A 14,555-nucleotide genomic window follows, 5' to 3' on the forward strand; every position below is an offset into this window, starting at 1 on the left:
TGCGTTACGGGACGTTAATTAAAAATACATTCTGACCACAGTACATTTCTGAGATGGCATCTTTAGCTCGTAGGATATGAATCTTTCCCATTAGATGGCTTTTTACATCTAATGAAATAAAAATAAAATCATCCTCGTCATTCAACATTTTTCTATCAAGATTTTTGACGGAAAAGTATGCTAATTTGTGTAGGTCATGTTCTCTGATCAATGTGCCTGCAGCTATCTGTTGCAAAGGAGGTAAAAGATCATGTTCCTGTGATTTCTTTTCATATGCCATATTTTGCCGGCCATAATTATCTTTAAGTCTGAGTAAGTCGAATTTGTTTCTTGGATTTTCAACTTCGATTAATTCGATGCCTGATTTTCCCGAAATAGTCTGATGGAATACACCTTTTGCAATATATATGCTGTCCCCAGATTTTAACGCCTGATGTGTACCATCAAGAAATCTGGTCTCGCCATCACCATGTAGGCATATAAGGACGGTGTCTTTGAGTATATGACAATGCATTGAAGTGGATTGATTCTTTGATATATGAAGGCGCCATACATCAAAAATAGAATCACAATAAACTCTATACTCATATCCCCATGGTTTTTCTATGAATCCATTGAGATGTAAGTCTTTCTCAAATGACTCACCATTATTTGAAGTTGAAAGTAGGATTTTGTTTATTTCAAGCAAGTCATATACATTTGGAGTCCGGTTGTGGATTTCCATATGGTCGCTCCCCCGCTAATTGAATTGCTGAATGTTGATTTCACTTCGGTCAATCGTTCTGTGATTTCAGTCTATAACGGTTATTTAGTACGAGAGAAATAACTTTTATGATGATTGCCTATATTGTTTCTTTTGATCAGTCCTTCATACTCAATAATTACTGAAAACTATGCTTCTATACTTGGGTACTGTTAAAGATGCATAGATTCTATGCCGTCAGGAGGTCATAGCTCACAAGCGATTAAGATGCTTAGCAAGATGCCGAACTCGGACGTCAGCACGATACATCGCATAATGTAGATATCGCAGCGTTTACGTCCCTGTTTGTAGCTCTATCTTAAGAAGTTGCCCCCATAGTGGTAGACAACACCTCAATCTTAAAGTAATCTACCATCTAGTAGGTTGATTGCGTTTGGCACCAACCTTATCTTTGAGATCACTCGACACTTCAGGAGTTGTCATGACTAATTCAAAAAAACCTTTTGCTGACGCTAATGTTATTCGCGGTACACGAGAAGCTATTCGCCAGCAGCCAGAGCTGGGCAATCTCACCTTTAACATGAAGAGTAAATCCAACGGTGGGGTATCCGTCCGTGTGGAAACTCATGCGACTATCCAGAACGGCCAGGTTGATACCAGTCGCGCCGGAAAATTTGCTAATGTTGGCGATGAACCTGCTGATTTATCGGGTACTGATAGCGGTATGGGCCCAGCTGAGTACATTTTGCAGGCACTTGCCGGCTGTTATACCGCGACTCTGACTGTGATGGCGGCAGAAAAGGGCATTGAGCTTGATGGTATTGAACTTGACCTGAACTTCGACATTAATCTGAACGGTTTCCTGGGTCTTGACGAAAAAGTTCGCAACGGGGCGAAAGCGATCCGTGTTGGCGTTAAGCTCTCCAGTCCGACCGCCAGCCGTGAACAGCTTGAAGAAATGGTTCGTGCACTGCCAGAAAGCTCGCCGATCCACGATACGTTGGCGAACCCGGTCAATATTGATACTCGGTTGGTGTAGGTAAAGCTCAGAGAGGGAAATGCCTGAACACTGTCATTTCCCTACTGCCTGATGGCTATTAACTCCGACCAAAACGCGTTATCAGAGAAGGTTAAATTACTGTTGTGAACTGATGTCCCCTTGCAGGGAACAACAGGCGCAGATAATATCTACCAACTAGTAGATTATAATTGTGAGGATTATATGTCAGTCATGACACGAGAAAGGCTTCTGAATGAAGCGGACCATCTGATGCGCGAACGGGGTTACTCTGCATTCAGCTATGCTGATTTGTCAAAGAGCATTGGTATCACTAAGGCCAGTATTCATCACCACTTCCCAACCAAAGACGTTTTGGGCGAACAAGTGGTGATTCAGGCCCATACCGATACCAAAAACCGATTTGAACAGATTGAAGCGACGGAGAATACGGTTGCGCAGATGCTTACCGCCTACGTAGAGCTTTTCATCGAAAGCTATCGCACGTCGCGTATGCCGCTGTGCTGTGCTTTGTCTTCGGAAATGGCCAATCTGCCACCGAATATCAGAGTACAGGCGACCGAATATTTCGATATGCAGATTGCCTGGTTGACCAAGATTGTCAGCCGTGGTGTTGATGCAGGGGAGCTGACTGCTGACCTGCTGCCATCAAAAATGGCTCTGCTTATTTTGAATTTATGCGAGGGCGCTAGCGTTGTTTCCCGGGCGATTAATAAGCCTGAGCTTTTCAACGATACGCTTGAACAGATCCTAATGATTGTTAAAAGAAAATAATTCTGGAGATGACCCCATGTTAGATTGGAATGAATACCGCTCAGAAGTGATGCAACGTGTTGGTGATCTGGGTAAGTTGACCCCGGAAACACTAAAAGGCGTCATGGCTTTGGGCAACGCCGGCAATAAGACCAACCTCCTGGGCGCGAAAGTGCGTGAACTGATTGCACTGGCTTGTGCGGTGACGACTCGCTGTGATGGTTGCATCGCCGTCCATGCCGAAGCTGCCGTTAAAGCTGGCGCCACAGAAGAAGAAATTGCTGAAGCCCTGGGTGTGGCAATCAACCTGAATGCAGGCGCTGCCGTTGTCTATTCCGCACGTACGCTGGATGCGATTAAGCAACTGAAAGCGCAATAGTTATCGCGTTGAAAATATAAAAGGGCATGACTGCCCTTTTTTCACTTCTGACATACATTTTCATCATGCTCTCTGGCATTAGGTCTGATATGGCTTACATTGCCCTTTATCAGAACGAAAACAGACTTTATTCCTCGTTAAACACATTTCTTACCCATTCGGCCAAAGCCTGAACGCCCGGTCGGTTAAGGTTTTCTCGTGGCATAATGAGGTCATATCCTCGCCCGGCGGGTATTTCTATTTCAAAAGGGGCAATCAGTCGGCCCTCATCGAGGTAATGTCGAATGAGTCGTTTTCTGCCCATGATGATACCGCCGCCATTGAGTGCCGCTTCAATAGACATCTGACAATTGTTGAAGCTCAAAAAATTATCTTCAACAGGCAGGTTTTTGCCAGACTCCCTGCACCATTCTCGCCATTCGGAAAAAACATTCTGGGAGTCAACGGATTCAGACGTATGAATGAATGGGACTTCAGCTAACCAATGGTTTGCTTGCCTGATTTTTTTTGCAAGAGATGGAATACAGACGGGAACCAGCGTCTCTTCAGATAACCGTTCGCAGTAGAGATCGGGGTATTTCAGATTACTGTAGTAGATAGCGACATCTACTCGTTCGAGATTAAAATCTACCAGACCGGCTCTCACTCTGAAATTGATATTCAGCCCCGGCCACCGTTCGGTAAATACCGGTAAGCGCGGCATCAGCCAGAGAAAAGCGAAGGTAGGTGGAAGGCCGACAGACAAGGTTCCTCTCAGCCCCTGCACGCGAATATCTTCTATTTCATCACTGATGCGTTTAAGTGAAAACGCGAGTACGCCAAGTAAACGCTCCCCTTCATCGGTCAACTGAAGCTTTCTGGTCATTCTAATAAACAGTCTGAATCCGAGCATGGATTCAAGAGAACGAATGCGTTGGCTAACGGCCCCTTGCGTCAGATTGAGAGTAGTCGCCGCCTTAGTAAAGCTCATATGCAGTGCTGCCGTTTCAAACGTATGCAATAGTGCCAGTATGTTCTGTTGAGCGAGCATTCATCATTTTCCTTCTTAATTTTCTCTTATGCATTATTTACAGTAATGCTTACCCCGGAATTGATCGTTTGTCCACTAAGCCCCTTGTCCTCTTTAATTGGCCCAACAGACGTCCTGACAACAACGATGAGGGGAATATCTAATGAAGGGTCTTAAGTTAGTGGTTATTGGAGCGGGTTCAAGCTACACACCTGAACTGATGGAAGGCATTATCAAGCGTCAAAATGAATTTCCGATCCGCGAGTTATGGCTGGTTGATATTGAGGATGGCCGTGAAAAAATGTCGATTATCGCGGGCCTCACCCGACGGATGCTGGAAAAAAATGGGCTGGATATACCGGTTTATGAAACCCTTGACCGCACAGAAGCACTGCTCGGTGCCGATTTTGTTTGTTCTCAGTTCAGGGCCGGCTGCCTGGACGCACGGATCAGCGACGAAAGGATATCGCTGAAATACGACATGATCGGTCAGGAGACCAATGGTCTGGGTGGATTTGCCAATGCATGCCGCACTATCCCGATTGCATTGGCTATAGCGAAAGAAATGGAACAACTGTGCCCGGATGCCTGGTTGCTGAACTTCACCAACCCGTCGGGAATGGTCACTGAAGCGATACTGAAACACAGCACAGTCAAAACCGTAGGGCTGTGCAACGTGCCTGTTATTATGCAAAAGGGTATTGCCAGTGCTTTAGGTGTCAGCGATATCAATGAATTTATCATGCAGGTCGCGGGACTTAATCACTTCATTTTTGCGCGCCATATTTATCATGAGGGTAAGGATAAGCTTCCTCAGGTCATTGAGCTGATTTCAGAGGGGAATGATCCGTTGGTGCCTAAAAATATTCCTCCTTTCAAATGGCCGGATCGGTTGTTGGCGAATATGGGAATGATACCTTGCCCCTACCTGCGTTATTACTACATGAGCGACGACATGTACCGTCAGGAGCTTGGCGAAGCACAAGGGGAAGGGACTCGTGGTGAGATCGTAAAGGAGCTCGAAAGAGAACTATTCGAAATTTATCGAAACCCGGAACTCGCCGAGAAACCGAAAGCGCTGGAAGGTCGGGGAGGGCAGTACTATTCGGATGCGGCATGTGAATTGATGAGCGCAATATATAACGACAAACGCATCATCATGCATGTCAATACGCGAAACGATGGTGCGATTGCGGGCCTGCCGGATGACTGTGCGGTTGAGGTCAGTTCAATGATCACCCGTTCTGGACCGATACCACTGAATGTCGAACCTTTCCCGGAAGATGTACTTCGTCTGATTCAACTGATGAAAAGCTTTGAGCAATTGACCATTGAGGCAGCCATCAGTGGTAATCGGTATACGGCATGGCGTGCCTTGGTTATTAATCCCCTAGTCAAAAGCGGTCAACTGCTTGAAAATGCATTGGATGAAGTGATCGAACATAACAAAGCGTTGATGCCGGCCTTCCAACGCAATAAATAACGCTAAGCAGACTGGTCGGTTATTTTATAACAAAGCGGTTATCACTCTGAACGAGAGGTAACCGCTTGCCGATGATGCATCAGACCGCTAAGAGACTTTTTTAAACATAGATAAAATGGCATCACTGCCCTTTTTTCAGCTCTGACAATGCTTGCTGATAAAACCCTGCCGATTTAACACCCGGTATACGCTGGACCAACTGCCCATCCTTGAACATCAGTACGGAAGGCAGTCCCCAAATTTCATATTTGGTGGTCAGTACCGGTGCCAGATCCACATTCACTTTGCCGACTTTGACGTCTCTTTCTATCTGCTCGGCAAAATGGTTAAAAATGTCTTCGCTCATCTGACAAGGTGGGCACCAGGGGGCAGAGAAGCGCACCACCGCAACCCCTTCATGCCTCTCGATTTCTCTAAAATTATCTTCATTGTAAAGGGTTAATTCACGCATCATTCACTCCTGCAGGATGTAACTTGATAGTAATTCTACCTACTAGTTGGTTTGTTTAATTAACATAAAAAGCTATCATCGATAGAAAGGTGCTTAAGCGAAGATAATGCCATGTTTTATCAATGGATAAGCGTCATCTTATGTGGACGGCGTGCTGAGGATTATGATATTTCACTCCATCTGAATGAGAAAACTGACGTATTGTAAAATCGGGATTACTTTATAAAAAAGCAAGCCCATCCATAAAGTGTCGGCCTACAGGGCAGGCCTATTCCTTTTCGTAAGGCGATGATGGAAAGAACATTATCCAGTCGTATTAATGTGGGGAGTACAGCGCATGTGCTGCATACGCAGCCCCTGATGATGTGCCATATCACTATAGATGAACCCACAATCATCCTGGTCCGCCATGGCAGGAAAATAATCCGCTGGGCGCAAGAGGAGATAACGCTGGAAGCGGGGGACGCGGTGGTCATCGGGGAGGGGCACTCTTTTGATATCATCAATACACCATCACCTTTAACGGGTACGTACGAAGCATCATGGCTGAGTTTTTGTGCCGATTTCGTCCAAAACTACTGCTTCATGCATGCCCCACGTATGAGCATGAACGAAGCAAATAAAATGGCAGAGCCAGGCAACAGTTTTCGCCAGGCCTTTTATCACACTGCGGAGGCCATTACAGATACTGAAAACATACCTGAAAGTATCGTGGCCAGGCGTATGGAAGAGATGCTGAGTTGGCTGGATGAATACCGAATTTTCTTCGCGCTGAAACAACATACCGGACTGGCGATAAAAATCCGCAAACTCGTTGCAGCAGACATATCACAAGACTGGAATACTGCGCAGGTGGCGGCTGAATTGGGTATGTCGGCCACCACCCTGAGACGCCATCTGCATGCCGAAAATACGTCATTCACCCATCTGGTGACTGACATTCGCATGTGCCGCGCCCTGACACTTTTGCAGGTGACCGATCTTTCAGTCACCCGCATATCCCTGGAAGTCGGCTATGAAAATCCGTCTAAGTTCGCCGCCAGATTTCGAACTCGCTTCGGATTCAGCCCCAGCCTGGTCCGGGTTTCCGGCCAGGCTATCGGCAACCTGGCTGCGGTTAGCGGCCCTGCGTAATCTGAAGATGGGCTTCGCCCAGTGAGTTCGCTTTTGCCATAAAGCCGACCAGGGCGGGCGTCGAGTCCGCCGTTATTCCCGGAAGTTTGTCGACACGAAGTGCCGTCAGCGTAATCTCATAACGGTGCGTTTCACCCTTCGGCGGGCAAGGGCCGCCATAACCCGGGATACCGAAATCAGTCCGGGTCTGAAGAGCCCCTTGCGGGAGATTTTTGTTATCCGCCGTTATCCCAGCCGGTAACGAGTGAAGAGATGAGGGAATATTCACCACCTGCCAGTGGATCCAACCGAGGCCTGTCGGCGCATCCCTATCATAAATTTTGAGAGCGAAGCTTTGAGTTCCTGCCGGCGCGCCACTCCAGTTAAAAGAGGGGGCAAGGTTTCCACCGCTGCACCCAAATCCATAAGGTGAACTCAGGGTCTGAGCTGCGGGGAAACGGTTTTTTTCAAGCTCATGACTTGTCAGCGTAAAACTGGCTGAAAAAGCGACCTGGCTCGACAACGCCAGGCATAATGTACTGATAACAGTAAGGTGAAGTTTGGACATTTACTCTTCTCCATCGGGGTGATTAATATCCCAATGATAAGGGGAGAGAAAGACTCCTCGCCGCCCTGAACCGGCCAGTCTTAGCTCCATAACGCCCAATAATGATATTTGTAATTCCCTGATTTCACAGGATGACGACCATCTCACCGACGGGAGCTCACCTTACACAGCATTCCCTGTGCCTGTCTCCGGTGACAAAAGGACAGCATGATTTGTTCTTTTACCTATTGACCAATCAACTAGTAGGTAGGTATAGTGCAGCCATACGCTTAACCGGCATCAGGAAGCGATCGTCAGCTCCCCGGCCCGCTAAGTATTAACTCCGGCCCCAGCGGGGCTTTTCTCACTTTCGCCTTGCGAGGTATACGATGAGTAAGTTGTTCACCCCCTACAATCTGTCAGGCATGCAGTTAAAAAACCGCGTGGTCATGGCCCCGATGACCCGCACCCGCACAATGAACGACGTGCCGGATGACGTCGTTGCACTTTACTACGCCCAGCGCGCCTCTGCGGGGCTGCTTATCACCGAAGGCATGCCTGTTTCTGAAGAAGGGCGCGGCTATCTGTATACCCCGGGGATCTACAACGCTGCACACGTTCAGGGCTGGCGCAAAGTGACCGATGCGGTACATGCGAAGGGTGGTCGTATTTTTGCTCAGTTGTGGCATGTGGGCCGGATGTCTCATCTCTCAATTCAGCCGGGCAACATCGCGCCAGTTTCCGCCGGTACCGTACAAGCGGTTAACACCACCGTCTTTGCACTGAACGAGTCTGGCGAACCGGGGCCTGTCGTTCCAAGCCAGCCGCGTGCGCTTGAAACCGCAGAAGTTCGACGCGTTACCGCTGACTTTGTCCATTCAGCGCGTCTGGCAATGGAGGCCGGGTTTGACGGCGTGGAAATCATGGCGGCTAACGGCTTCATTTTCGACCAGTTCCTCAGCAGTGAACTGAACCCTCGCACTGATGAATACGGTGGCTCTGTGGAAAACCGTCAGCGGTTCCTGCTGGAAACGGTTGATGCCATCTCTGCGGCTATTGGTAGCAATAAGGTGGGCTTGCGCATTTCACCGTTCGGGCGGATTTACGACCTGGCGCCTTATGAAGGTGAAGAAGAGATTTGGGCCAGTATCGCTGCGGCCCTCGGCCAACGTGAGCTGGCTTATGTGCACCTCTATTATCAACCTGTTTATACCCAGGCACCGGTACCTGCCGGTTTCAAAGCCGCGTTCCGTAAAACTCTGGGGGGCACCGTTATTGCCGCCGGCGGCTTCACCCGCGAGATTGCCGAAACCGCACTTGAGGCAGACGAACTGGATCTTGTTGCGTTTGGCGTGCCGTACATCGCCAACCCTGATCTGGTCGAAAGAATGCAGAACGGCTGGCCGCTGGCTGAAAGCGATCGCACGACGTATTACGGCGTGACGGGGTCGCCGGAAAAAGGCTACACCGATTATCCCGCCTGGGAAGCCAACTAACGCCACGTAGCTGGTGGTATTTGCGGTGCCCACATAAAGAGGCACCGCCAGACGACATTAATGGGGTATTCAGGAGCCAATATGCAAACCCTTAAGCCGATTATTACGATAGATATCTGGTCAGATCTGGTCTGCCCCTGGTGTTGGATTGCCAAAAAGCGTTTCGAACAGGGCCTTGCCGCCTTTGAACACAAGGAACAGGTCGTGGTCCGCCACCACAGTTTCCGTATTTCCGGCGACCGGCCTGCCGTGCCGTTCCGCAAAGCCCTTTACAAGAAGTTTGGCGGGGAACATGGGGCGGAACTGATGATGAATCAGGTGGGCACGGCCGGTAAGGCAGAAGGGCTCCAGTATAACTTTGACACCATGCTCTTTGGCGATACCGAAGATGCCCATACGCTGCTCGCGGCTGCACGTCACGCCAATATGGGCGACGCCATGGCAGAACGGTTTTATCGGGCCAGTGTGACTGAGGGGCGTTCCATTTTCGATCCGCAGGAGCTCATTGCGTTAGCTACCGAAGTGGGCATGTCCAGAGCCGACGCTGAAAGTGCCCTTGCCAATGAGGCCTTCCGAGCATCGGTGGCTGAAGATGAAGCCCATGCCCGGTCGATCGGGGTCAGCGGTGTCCCGCTGTTCCTGCTCAATGAAAAATATGCCATCAGCGGCGCGCAATCTGCGGACAACTTCCTGAACGCGTTGAAGCAAGTCTGGGAAGAAAAAGCGGCTGAATTGGCAAAAACCGACGGCCAGACCTGCGGCGCTGACGGTTGCAGCATCTGAAATCTGAACGAGCCGGCTGCTTGACTGCCGGCAAATCTACCCTGCAAATAACGGAGTTCAAAATGAGCGATTACTTTAAAGGCAAAAAACTGCTTGTCGTGGGTGGCACCAGCGGCATGGGTCTGGAAACGGCGCGTATGGTGCTGAAAGCCGGTGGCAGCGTGGTACTGACGGGCAATAAAAAAGACAAGGCAGAAGCGGTTCAGAAAGAGCTGAGCCCACTGGGTTCCGTGTCCGTGATTGCGGCAAACCTGATGACCGAAGAGGGCATGAACGCCATTCGTCAGGAGATTAATGCTAATCATCGCGATATTAGCCTGATGGTCAATGCGGCCGGGATCTTCATGCCGAAAGGCTTTACCGAGCATTTGGAAGCCGATTACGACATGTACCTGATGTTGAACCGGGCAACCTTCTTCATCACACAGGACGTGGTGAAGAACATGCTGGCCGACGGCCGTGAAGGGGCGATTGTGAACGTGGGCTCCATTGGCGCGCAAGCCGCACTCGGCGACTCACCGGCTTCCGCGTACTCCATGGCCAAAGCCGGTCTCCACGCCTTGACACGCAACCTGGCCATTGAGCTGGCCAGTGCGGGTATCCGCGTGAACGCGGTCTCGCCAGGGATCGTGCATACCCCGATTTATGAAGGCTTCATGGCGAAAGAAGACATTGCCGGCGCAATGCAATCGCTGAACGCTTTCCATCCGCTGGGGCGTGTCGGTACGCCGGAAGATGTGGCCAATACCATCTTCTTCCTGTTGTCCGACAAAGCCTCTTGGGTGACTGGCGCCATCTGGGATGTCGATGCCGGTATCATGGCCGTTCGCAGATAAGCTCGTCGTAACCTATCAGCCGCCCCATGATGGGGCGGCTGATAGGTATCTTGCTTGTAATTCAACCATTCTGAAAGTTAACATAATGAAAAAATTGAAATTTACCTTCAAAAATGCAGAAGGTGAGGAACTTGCCGGGTTGCTTGAATTGCCAGAAAATCCAAAAGCCTTTGCCCTGTTGGCGCACTGCTTTACCTGCGGGAAGGATCTGAAAGGTGCTGCACGCATTGCCAGGAAACTGACAGAAAATTCAATTGCGGTGCTTCGCTTTGATTTCACCGGGTTAGGCAACAGCGAAGGCGATTTTTCCAATACCAATTTTTCCTCGAATATTTCTGACCTGCTGTGCGCGGTCGATTATCTTCGTCGGGAATACGAGGCTCCTTCGCTGCTGATTGGTCACAGCCTTGGCGGTTCGGCAATCCTCTCTATTGCAGCCAAAGTGCCTGAAGCCAGAGCGGTCGTAACCATCGGTTCGCCAGGCGAATTGACGCATGTACAGCGGTTGTTCAAAGACAATATCGAAGATATCAGGAACCATGGCGCTTTCCCGGTAGAGCTTGCAGGCCGGGTATTCACGCTCAAAAAGCAAATGCTGGATAACATTCAGGAGCATAAAATAGCGGAGAAGGTATTTACCATGAATAAGCCGCTGCTGATTTTTCATGCTCCCAATGATGATACCGTGCTGATTGAACAGGCAGAGAAAATTTTTAAAGCCGCCAGACACCCCAAAAGCTTTATCTCACTGGGTGAAGCAGATCATCTTCTGACGCATCCTCAGGATGCGGAATATGTTGCCGGGATTATCGTTGCCTGGAGTTCTGCTTACATTTAAAGGGCGTGTAAAGCTTCGTGAAGCTGCAGGTGCTATCGTTGGCCACTGAATAAACGGGCGTAGCATTTTGGTTGCACATACAAGACTGCGTAGCATGCTTTCTTTACGCGAAAAAAGCCCTGCTTAGATGCAGGGCTAAGGGCATTGTTGCTATGGTTTATTTTTATTATTTCCCTGGCATTGCTCAACTTCCAGGTTTATTACCTTCAAGTTGAGATTCAATTAATTTAACTTTAACGCTCTCTTATTTTCTTGGAAAAATTGAAGTCACTTCGCGGGCGGTATCGACCAGAAGCTCACCGTTTTTGTACCTCTCGCTCACTTCTCCATTCTTGCCGGTAGCATTTTCAGGTCGTTCAATAAACTGCCCCAGCGGAGTCGCGTTCTCATCCAGTACCACGGCAAACGGAATTTTGACTTTATCGACACCAAAGTGTGCCTTAAAGACGGCTTCAGCCTTGTCGCGGGTGATAATACCCAGACGTATTGCTGGCGCTGACGCGGCAATGGCATGGATTACAGGCAAGTTTTTATGGCAGTCGGGGCACCACATTTCAGCAGCTACCAGAATGCTGTACGAACCCGGAAGTTGCGAGAGCTTACTAATGACATCGTCAGGTAATGCCTCGTTGGCAAGCCCCTCAAAATGCCGCAATGCGTTGCGGTCTTCTTCTGCTCCGCTGCCAACAAATTCGTTATAATCTGATGCTGCTTCGAGCAGTACGTTGAAATCTTGCATATGTTCTCCTTTGTTAGTAGCGGGTCTACGGCTTCACATAAATCTGGCAATGATAAAGGTCAATGCTCCAGGCATGACCTGAAAAGGGGTACCATTTTAGTGTCTGGCTACCATAAGTAGATATTGCCATCCTACCTACTAATTGATAGATTATCACGTAATTTATTAATTTTGAGGCGTCACGCTGATGGGGCGGTCTGTTGGATTCAAGATAGTGATAGCAATGATGGCATTCGCAGCCAATTCTGTGCTCTGTCGGATTGCGTTGAAAGGCGAACATATTGACCCGGTGACGTTCAGTGACCTTCGCCTGATGAGCGGGGCGGTGGTCTTGTTACCACTGTTGTTGAGACGTGAGGGGAAAAAGCAGGGCGTCTGGAGCTTGAAAAGCGGGTTCTTTCTTATGGCCTACGCCCTGTGTTTCTCCCTTGCCTATATCCATTTGGATACAGGAACAGGTGCTTTGCTCTTGTTTGGCGTTGTGCAACTGGCGATGGTGGCTCATGGCCTTTTCCATGGGGAAAGGCTGTCTTTTTCCAGAGCAACGGGGCTTGGGCTGGCTGTAGCCGGCATGGCTGCTCTTCTCTTACCTGGTGCCAAAGCGCCCCCGTTGGGCAGCGCTGTTCTGATGGCGCTTTCAGGCCTTGCCTGGGCGGCTTATACCCTTTGCGGAAAGCGCTCTCCCAGCGCAGCGCAGGCCACTGCGGCAAATTTCATCCTTGCTGTACCTTTTGCCCTGGTGTTGTCGCCGTTCATTAGCCAGGGAGCGCACTTCGACGGTATCGGAATTGTCCTGGCAATACTCTCTGGTGCCGGTGCTTCTGCCGGAGCCTATGTACTCTGGTATTCACTTTTACCTCGTCTTGAGTCTGTTGCAGCCAGTACGGTTCAGTTGAGTGTGCCCTGTCTGGCGATGCTGGGAGGCGTAACATTTTTGGGCGAGTCACTGAGCCTCAGAATGGCATTTTCAACGCTGGCAGTCCTTGCGGGCATTCTGTTGGTGATCAAGGCACCGGGTCAGAAAATACGACACTGATATCAACGTGCCAGTGATGACTTGATCACTCTGCAAATGGTTTTTTAGGTTTTAAAGCAAAGGAATATCTAATCGTTAGCAAAATCAGTGACGCTGTGACCTCTTTGGATAAACTAATCGGGTAACCTCTATGAAATACGATTTTGATGAAGCAGTGGACAGAGCAGGGACAGACAGCTTAACCGTCGACGGCTGGCGTGAATATATGTTTGGTGCCCATGAAGGCCCCGCGCCGGAAGTACCGGCGAATGGTTTTATAAACCTCTGGGTAGCAGATATGGCTTTTTCCACACCCGAGCCGGTGCTTGAAGCCATACGTTCCCGGTTAGATAAAAAAATTCTTGGCTACACCCGCGTTTATGACAGGGACTACTATGAGATTTTTGGGGCCTGGTGTGAAAGGCATTACGGATACCGGTTTCAGGAAGAAAGCATTGTTTTCTCCCCCGGTATTATCCCTGCGCTTAACCGATTGGTGCCGTTACTCACCCACGAAGAAGATAGCATCCTCATCCTGACCCCTTCTTACGCACCGTTTAAAAAAGCCGGGGACTATAGCGGTCGTCGCGTCGTCGATTGCCCGCTTAGAAATAACGAAGGCCACTGGGCGGTAGATTTTGAGGCAATGGAACAAGCCCTGAGCGATGACCAGCAGCGAATTAAAGCCTTCTTTCTCTGTAACCCGCATAATCCCACCGGGCGAGTTTGGCGACGTGATGAGTTGCAGAAAATGATAGCGTTATGCCTTAAACATGATGTGTGGGTTATTTCTGATGAAATCCACTGTGATTTATCCCGCTCGGGCGTCACGCATATCCCCGCCGCGTCAATTTTTCCTGAAAATCATAAAATTATCACCTGCATGTCGACCAGCAAAACGTTCAACCTGGCGGGTAACCTGCTTGCAAACATCATGATCCCTGATGCCTCAGTGAGAGCCGAATGGCTTCGCCTGCATGATGATTTTATCTCTCCGCTGAGCCTGGTGGCTAACAAGGCCGCCTGGTCCGAGTGCGATGAGTGGTTGACTCAGGTCTGGCACTACATTGACGAGAACTTCCGTTTTCTGCAGGACTACCTAGGGACATATCATCCGCTGGCCCGTTTTATCATTCCGGAAGGGACTTATCTTGCCTGGATTGATATCTCTCGTCTGGTAGATGACAGTAATCAGGAAGAAGTAACCCTCTTTTTTGCCAGACATGCGGGTGTATTGCTTGAAGGGGGGCAAATGTTTGTCAGTAACGGCGACGGGCACATCCGCCTTAATCTGGCTTGTCCACGCGCTATGCTTGCTGAGGGGCTCAACCGTATAAGCAAGGCATTGAGTGCGAGTTCTGGCGATGCTACCTGAACGATGACCGCAGCGAT

Annotated in this window: 16 protein-coding genes; 11 read left to right on the plus strand and 5 right to left on the minus strand. The window is 49.3% G+C overall.

The features are described 5' to 3' along the window. Window positions 1-4 precede the first annotated feature (4 nt). Window positions 5-724 carry a cupin domain-containing protein gene (locus R9X49_RS03950; protein WP_024359926.1) on the minus strand — a complete coding sequence of 240 codons (720 nt, stop codon included), beginning with the start codon at window positions 722-724 and terminating at the stop codon, window positions 5-7. 460 nt (window positions 725-1,184) lie between these two features. Here R9X49_RS03950 and R9X49_RS03955 point away from each other — a divergent pair, with 460 nt between their 5' ends. From R9X49_RS03955 to R9X49_RS03965, 3 genes are all read left to right on the plus strand, one after another. Continuing rightward, a complete protein-coding gene (locus tag R9X49_RS03955; RefSeq protein ID WP_048284453.1) occupies window positions 1,185-1,742 on the plus strand; it encodes an OsmC family protein in 558 nt (185 codons plus the stop codon). A 183-nt stretch (window positions 1,743-1,925) separates the two neighbouring features. Next, window positions 1,926-2,495 carry a TetR/AcrR family transcriptional regulator gene (locus tag R9X49_RS03960; protein ID WP_024359925.1) on the plus strand — a complete coding sequence of 190 codons (570 nt, stop codon included), beginning with the start codon at window positions 1,926-1,928 and terminating at the stop codon, window positions 2,493-2,495. A 16-nt stretch (window positions 2,496-2,511) separates the two neighbouring features. Next, a complete protein-coding gene (locus R9X49_RS03965; protein WP_032693558.1) occupies window positions 2,512-2,853 on the plus strand; it encodes a carboxymuconolactone decarboxylase family protein in 342 nt (113 codons plus the stop codon). Between the two features lie 127 nt (window positions 2,854-2,980). Here the strand turns inward: R9X49_RS03965 and R9X49_RS03970 are convergent, their stop codons facing one another. Further along, window positions 2,981-3,883, minus strand: a complete 903-nt coding sequence (locus tag R9X49_RS03970) for a LysR substrate-binding domain-containing protein (protein WP_032693559.1) — start codon at window positions 3,881-3,883, stop codon at window positions 2,981-2,983. A gap of 142 nt (window positions 3,884-4,025) precedes the next feature. On the opposite strand from R9X49_RS03970, the gene R9X49_RS03975 reads away from it, so the two are divergent. After that, window positions 4,026-5,345 (plus strand): 6-phospho-beta-glucosidase, encoded by a 1,320-nt coding sequence (locus tag R9X49_RS03975; protein WP_319847295.1) that lies wholly within the window; start codon window positions 4,026-4,028, stop codon window positions 5,343-5,345. A 121-nt stretch (window positions 5,346-5,466) separates the two neighbouring features. Here R9X49_RS03975 and R9X49_RS03980 read toward each other — a convergent pair whose 3' ends face one another. Further along, on the minus strand, window positions 5,467-5,796 hold the full coding sequence (locus R9X49_RS03980; protein ID WP_319848575.1) for a thioredoxin family protein: 330 nt from the start codon (window positions 5,794-5,796) through the stop codon (window positions 5,467-5,469). Window positions 5,797-6,084: 288 nt separating this feature from the next. On the opposite strand from R9X49_RS03980, the gene R9X49_RS03985 reads away from it, so the two are divergent. Next, a complete protein-coding gene (locus R9X49_RS03985) occupies window positions 6,085-6,930 on the plus strand; it encodes a helix-turn-helix transcriptional regulator (RefSeq protein WP_051597164.1) in 846 nt (281 codons plus the stop codon). Here the strand turns inward: R9X49_RS03985 and R9X49_RS03990 are convergent. Next, complete coding sequence (locus tag R9X49_RS03990; RefSeq protein ID WP_032693561.1) at window positions 6,914-7,477, minus strand: YbhB/YbcL family Raf kinase inhibitor-like protein; 564 nt, start codon at window positions 7,475-7,477, stop codon at window positions 6,914-6,916. The two genes, R9X49_RS03985 and R9X49_RS03990, sit on opposite strands and share 17 nt — an antisense overlap. Window positions 7,478-7,845: 368 nt before the next feature. Between R9X49_RS03990 and R9X49_RS03995 the strand changes: the two genes are divergently transcribed. From R9X49_RS03995 to R9X49_RS04010, 4 genes are all read left to right on the plus strand, one after another. Continuing rightward, entirely contained in the window at window positions 7,846-8,952 is a 1,107-nt protein-coding gene (locus R9X49_RS03995; protein ID WP_048284449.1) for an alkene reductase, read from the plus strand. Between the two features lie 81 nt (window positions 8,953-9,033). Then, window positions 9,034-9,735, plus strand: a complete 702-nt coding sequence (locus tag R9X49_RS04000) for a DsbA family oxidoreductase (protein WP_032693563.1) — start codon at window positions 9,034-9,036, stop codon at window positions 9,733-9,735. Between the two features lie 62 nt (window positions 9,736-9,797). Continuing rightward, window positions 9,798-10,571, plus strand: coding sequence for an SDR family NAD(P)-dependent oxidoreductase (locus R9X49_RS04005; RefSeq protein ID WP_044265962.1), 774 nt, complete (start codon window positions 9,798-9,800; stop codon window positions 10,569-10,571). 85 nt (window positions 10,572-10,656) lie between these two features. Next, window positions 10,657-11,409, plus strand: coding sequence for an alpha/beta hydrolase family protein (locus R9X49_RS04010; protein ID WP_007374395.1), 753 nt, complete (start codon window positions 10,657-10,659; stop codon window positions 11,407-11,409). 244 nt (window positions 11,410-11,653) lie between these two features. Here the strand turns inward: R9X49_RS04010 and R9X49_RS04015 are convergent, their stop codons facing one another. After that, window positions 11,654-12,148, minus strand: coding sequence for a thioredoxin family protein (locus R9X49_RS04015; RefSeq protein WP_032693565.1), 495 nt, complete (start codon window positions 12,146-12,148; stop codon window positions 11,654-11,656). Between the two features lie 187 nt (window positions 12,149-12,335). On the opposite strand from R9X49_RS04015, the gene R9X49_RS04020 reads away from it, so the two are divergent. Continuing rightward, window positions 12,336-13,184: a DMT family transporter gene (locus R9X49_RS04020; protein WP_048284448.1), complete on the plus strand. Its 849-nt coding sequence runs from the start codon at window positions 12,336-12,338 to the stop codon at window positions 13,182-13,184. Window positions 13,185-13,314: 130 nt separating this feature from the next. After that, on the plus strand, window positions 13,315-14,538 hold the full coding sequence (locus R9X49_RS04025) for a PatB family C-S lyase (RefSeq protein WP_319847296.1): 1,224 nt from the start codon (window positions 13,315-13,317) through the stop codon (window positions 14,536-14,538). The last annotated feature ends 17 nt before the right edge of the window (window positions 14,539-14,555 follow it).

The sequence above is a fragment of the Pectobacterium carotovorum genome, assembly GCF_033898505.1.
Classification (GTDB): domain Bacteria; phylum Pseudomonadota; class Gammaproteobacteria; order Enterobacterales; family Enterobacteriaceae; genus Pectobacterium; species Pectobacterium carotovorum_J.

Bases quoted from the DNA above. Each gene is read 5' to 3' on its own strand.
- R9X49_RS03970 (WP_032693559.1), bottom strand. From the start codon at position 3,883: ATGCTCGCTCAACAGAACATACTGGCACTATTGCATACGTTTGAAACG.
- R9X49_RS04005 (WP_044265962.1), top strand. From the start codon at position 9,798: ATGAGCGATTACTTTAAAGGCAAAAAACTGCTTGTCGTGGGTGGCACC.
- R9X49_RS03955 (WP_048284453.1), top strand. From the start codon at position 1,185: ATGACTAATTCAAAAAAACCTTTTGCTGACGCTAATGTTATTCGCGGT.
- R9X49_RS03975 (WP_319847295.1), top strand. From the start codon at position 4,026: ATGAAGGGTCTTAAGTTAGTGGTTATTGGAGCGGGTTCAAGCTACACA.
- R9X49_RS03995 (WP_048284449.1), top strand. From the start codon at position 7,846: ATGAGTAAGTTGTTCACCCCCTACAATCTGTCAGGCATGCAGTTAAAA.
- R9X49_RS03980 (WP_319848575.1), bottom strand. From the start codon at position 5,796: ATGCGTGAATTAACCCTTTACAATGAAGATAATTTTAGAGAAATCGAG.
- R9X49_RS04010 (WP_007374395.1), top strand. From the start codon at position 10,657: ATGAAAAAATTGAAATTTACCTTCAAAAATGCAGAAGGTGAGGAACTT.
- R9X49_RS04020 (WP_048284448.1), top strand. From the start codon at position 12,336: ATGGGGCGGTCTGTTGGATTCAAGATAGTGATAGCAATGATGGCATTC.
- R9X49_RS03990 (WP_032693561.1), bottom strand. From the start codon at position 7,477: ATGTCCAAACTTCACCTTACTGTTATCAGTACATTATGCCTGGCGTTG.
- R9X49_RS03950 (WP_024359926.1), bottom strand. From the start codon at position 724: ATGGAAATCCACAACCGGACTCCAAATGTATATGACTTGCTTGAAATA.
- R9X49_RS04025 (WP_319847296.1), top strand. From the start codon at position 13,315: ATGAAATACGATTTTGATGAAGCAGTGGACAGAGCAGGGACAGACAGC.
- R9X49_RS03965 (WP_032693558.1), top strand. From the start codon at position 2,512: ATGTTAGATTGGAATGAATACCGCTCAGAAGTGATGCAACGTGTTGGT.
- R9X49_RS03960 (WP_024359925.1), top strand. From the start codon at position 1,926: ATGTCAGTCATGACACGAGAAAGGCTTCTGAATGAAGCGGACCATCTG.
- R9X49_RS03985 (WP_051597164.1), top strand. From the start codon at position 6,085: ATGATGGAAAGAACATTATCCAGTCGTATTAATGTGGGGAGTACAGCG.
- R9X49_RS04000 (WP_032693563.1), top strand. From the start codon at position 9,034: ATGCAAACCCTTAAGCCGATTATTACGATAGATATCTGGTCAGATCTG.
- R9X49_RS04015 (WP_032693565.1), bottom strand. From the start codon at position 12,148: ATGCAAGATTTCAACGTACTGCTCGAAGCAGCATCAGATTATAACGAA.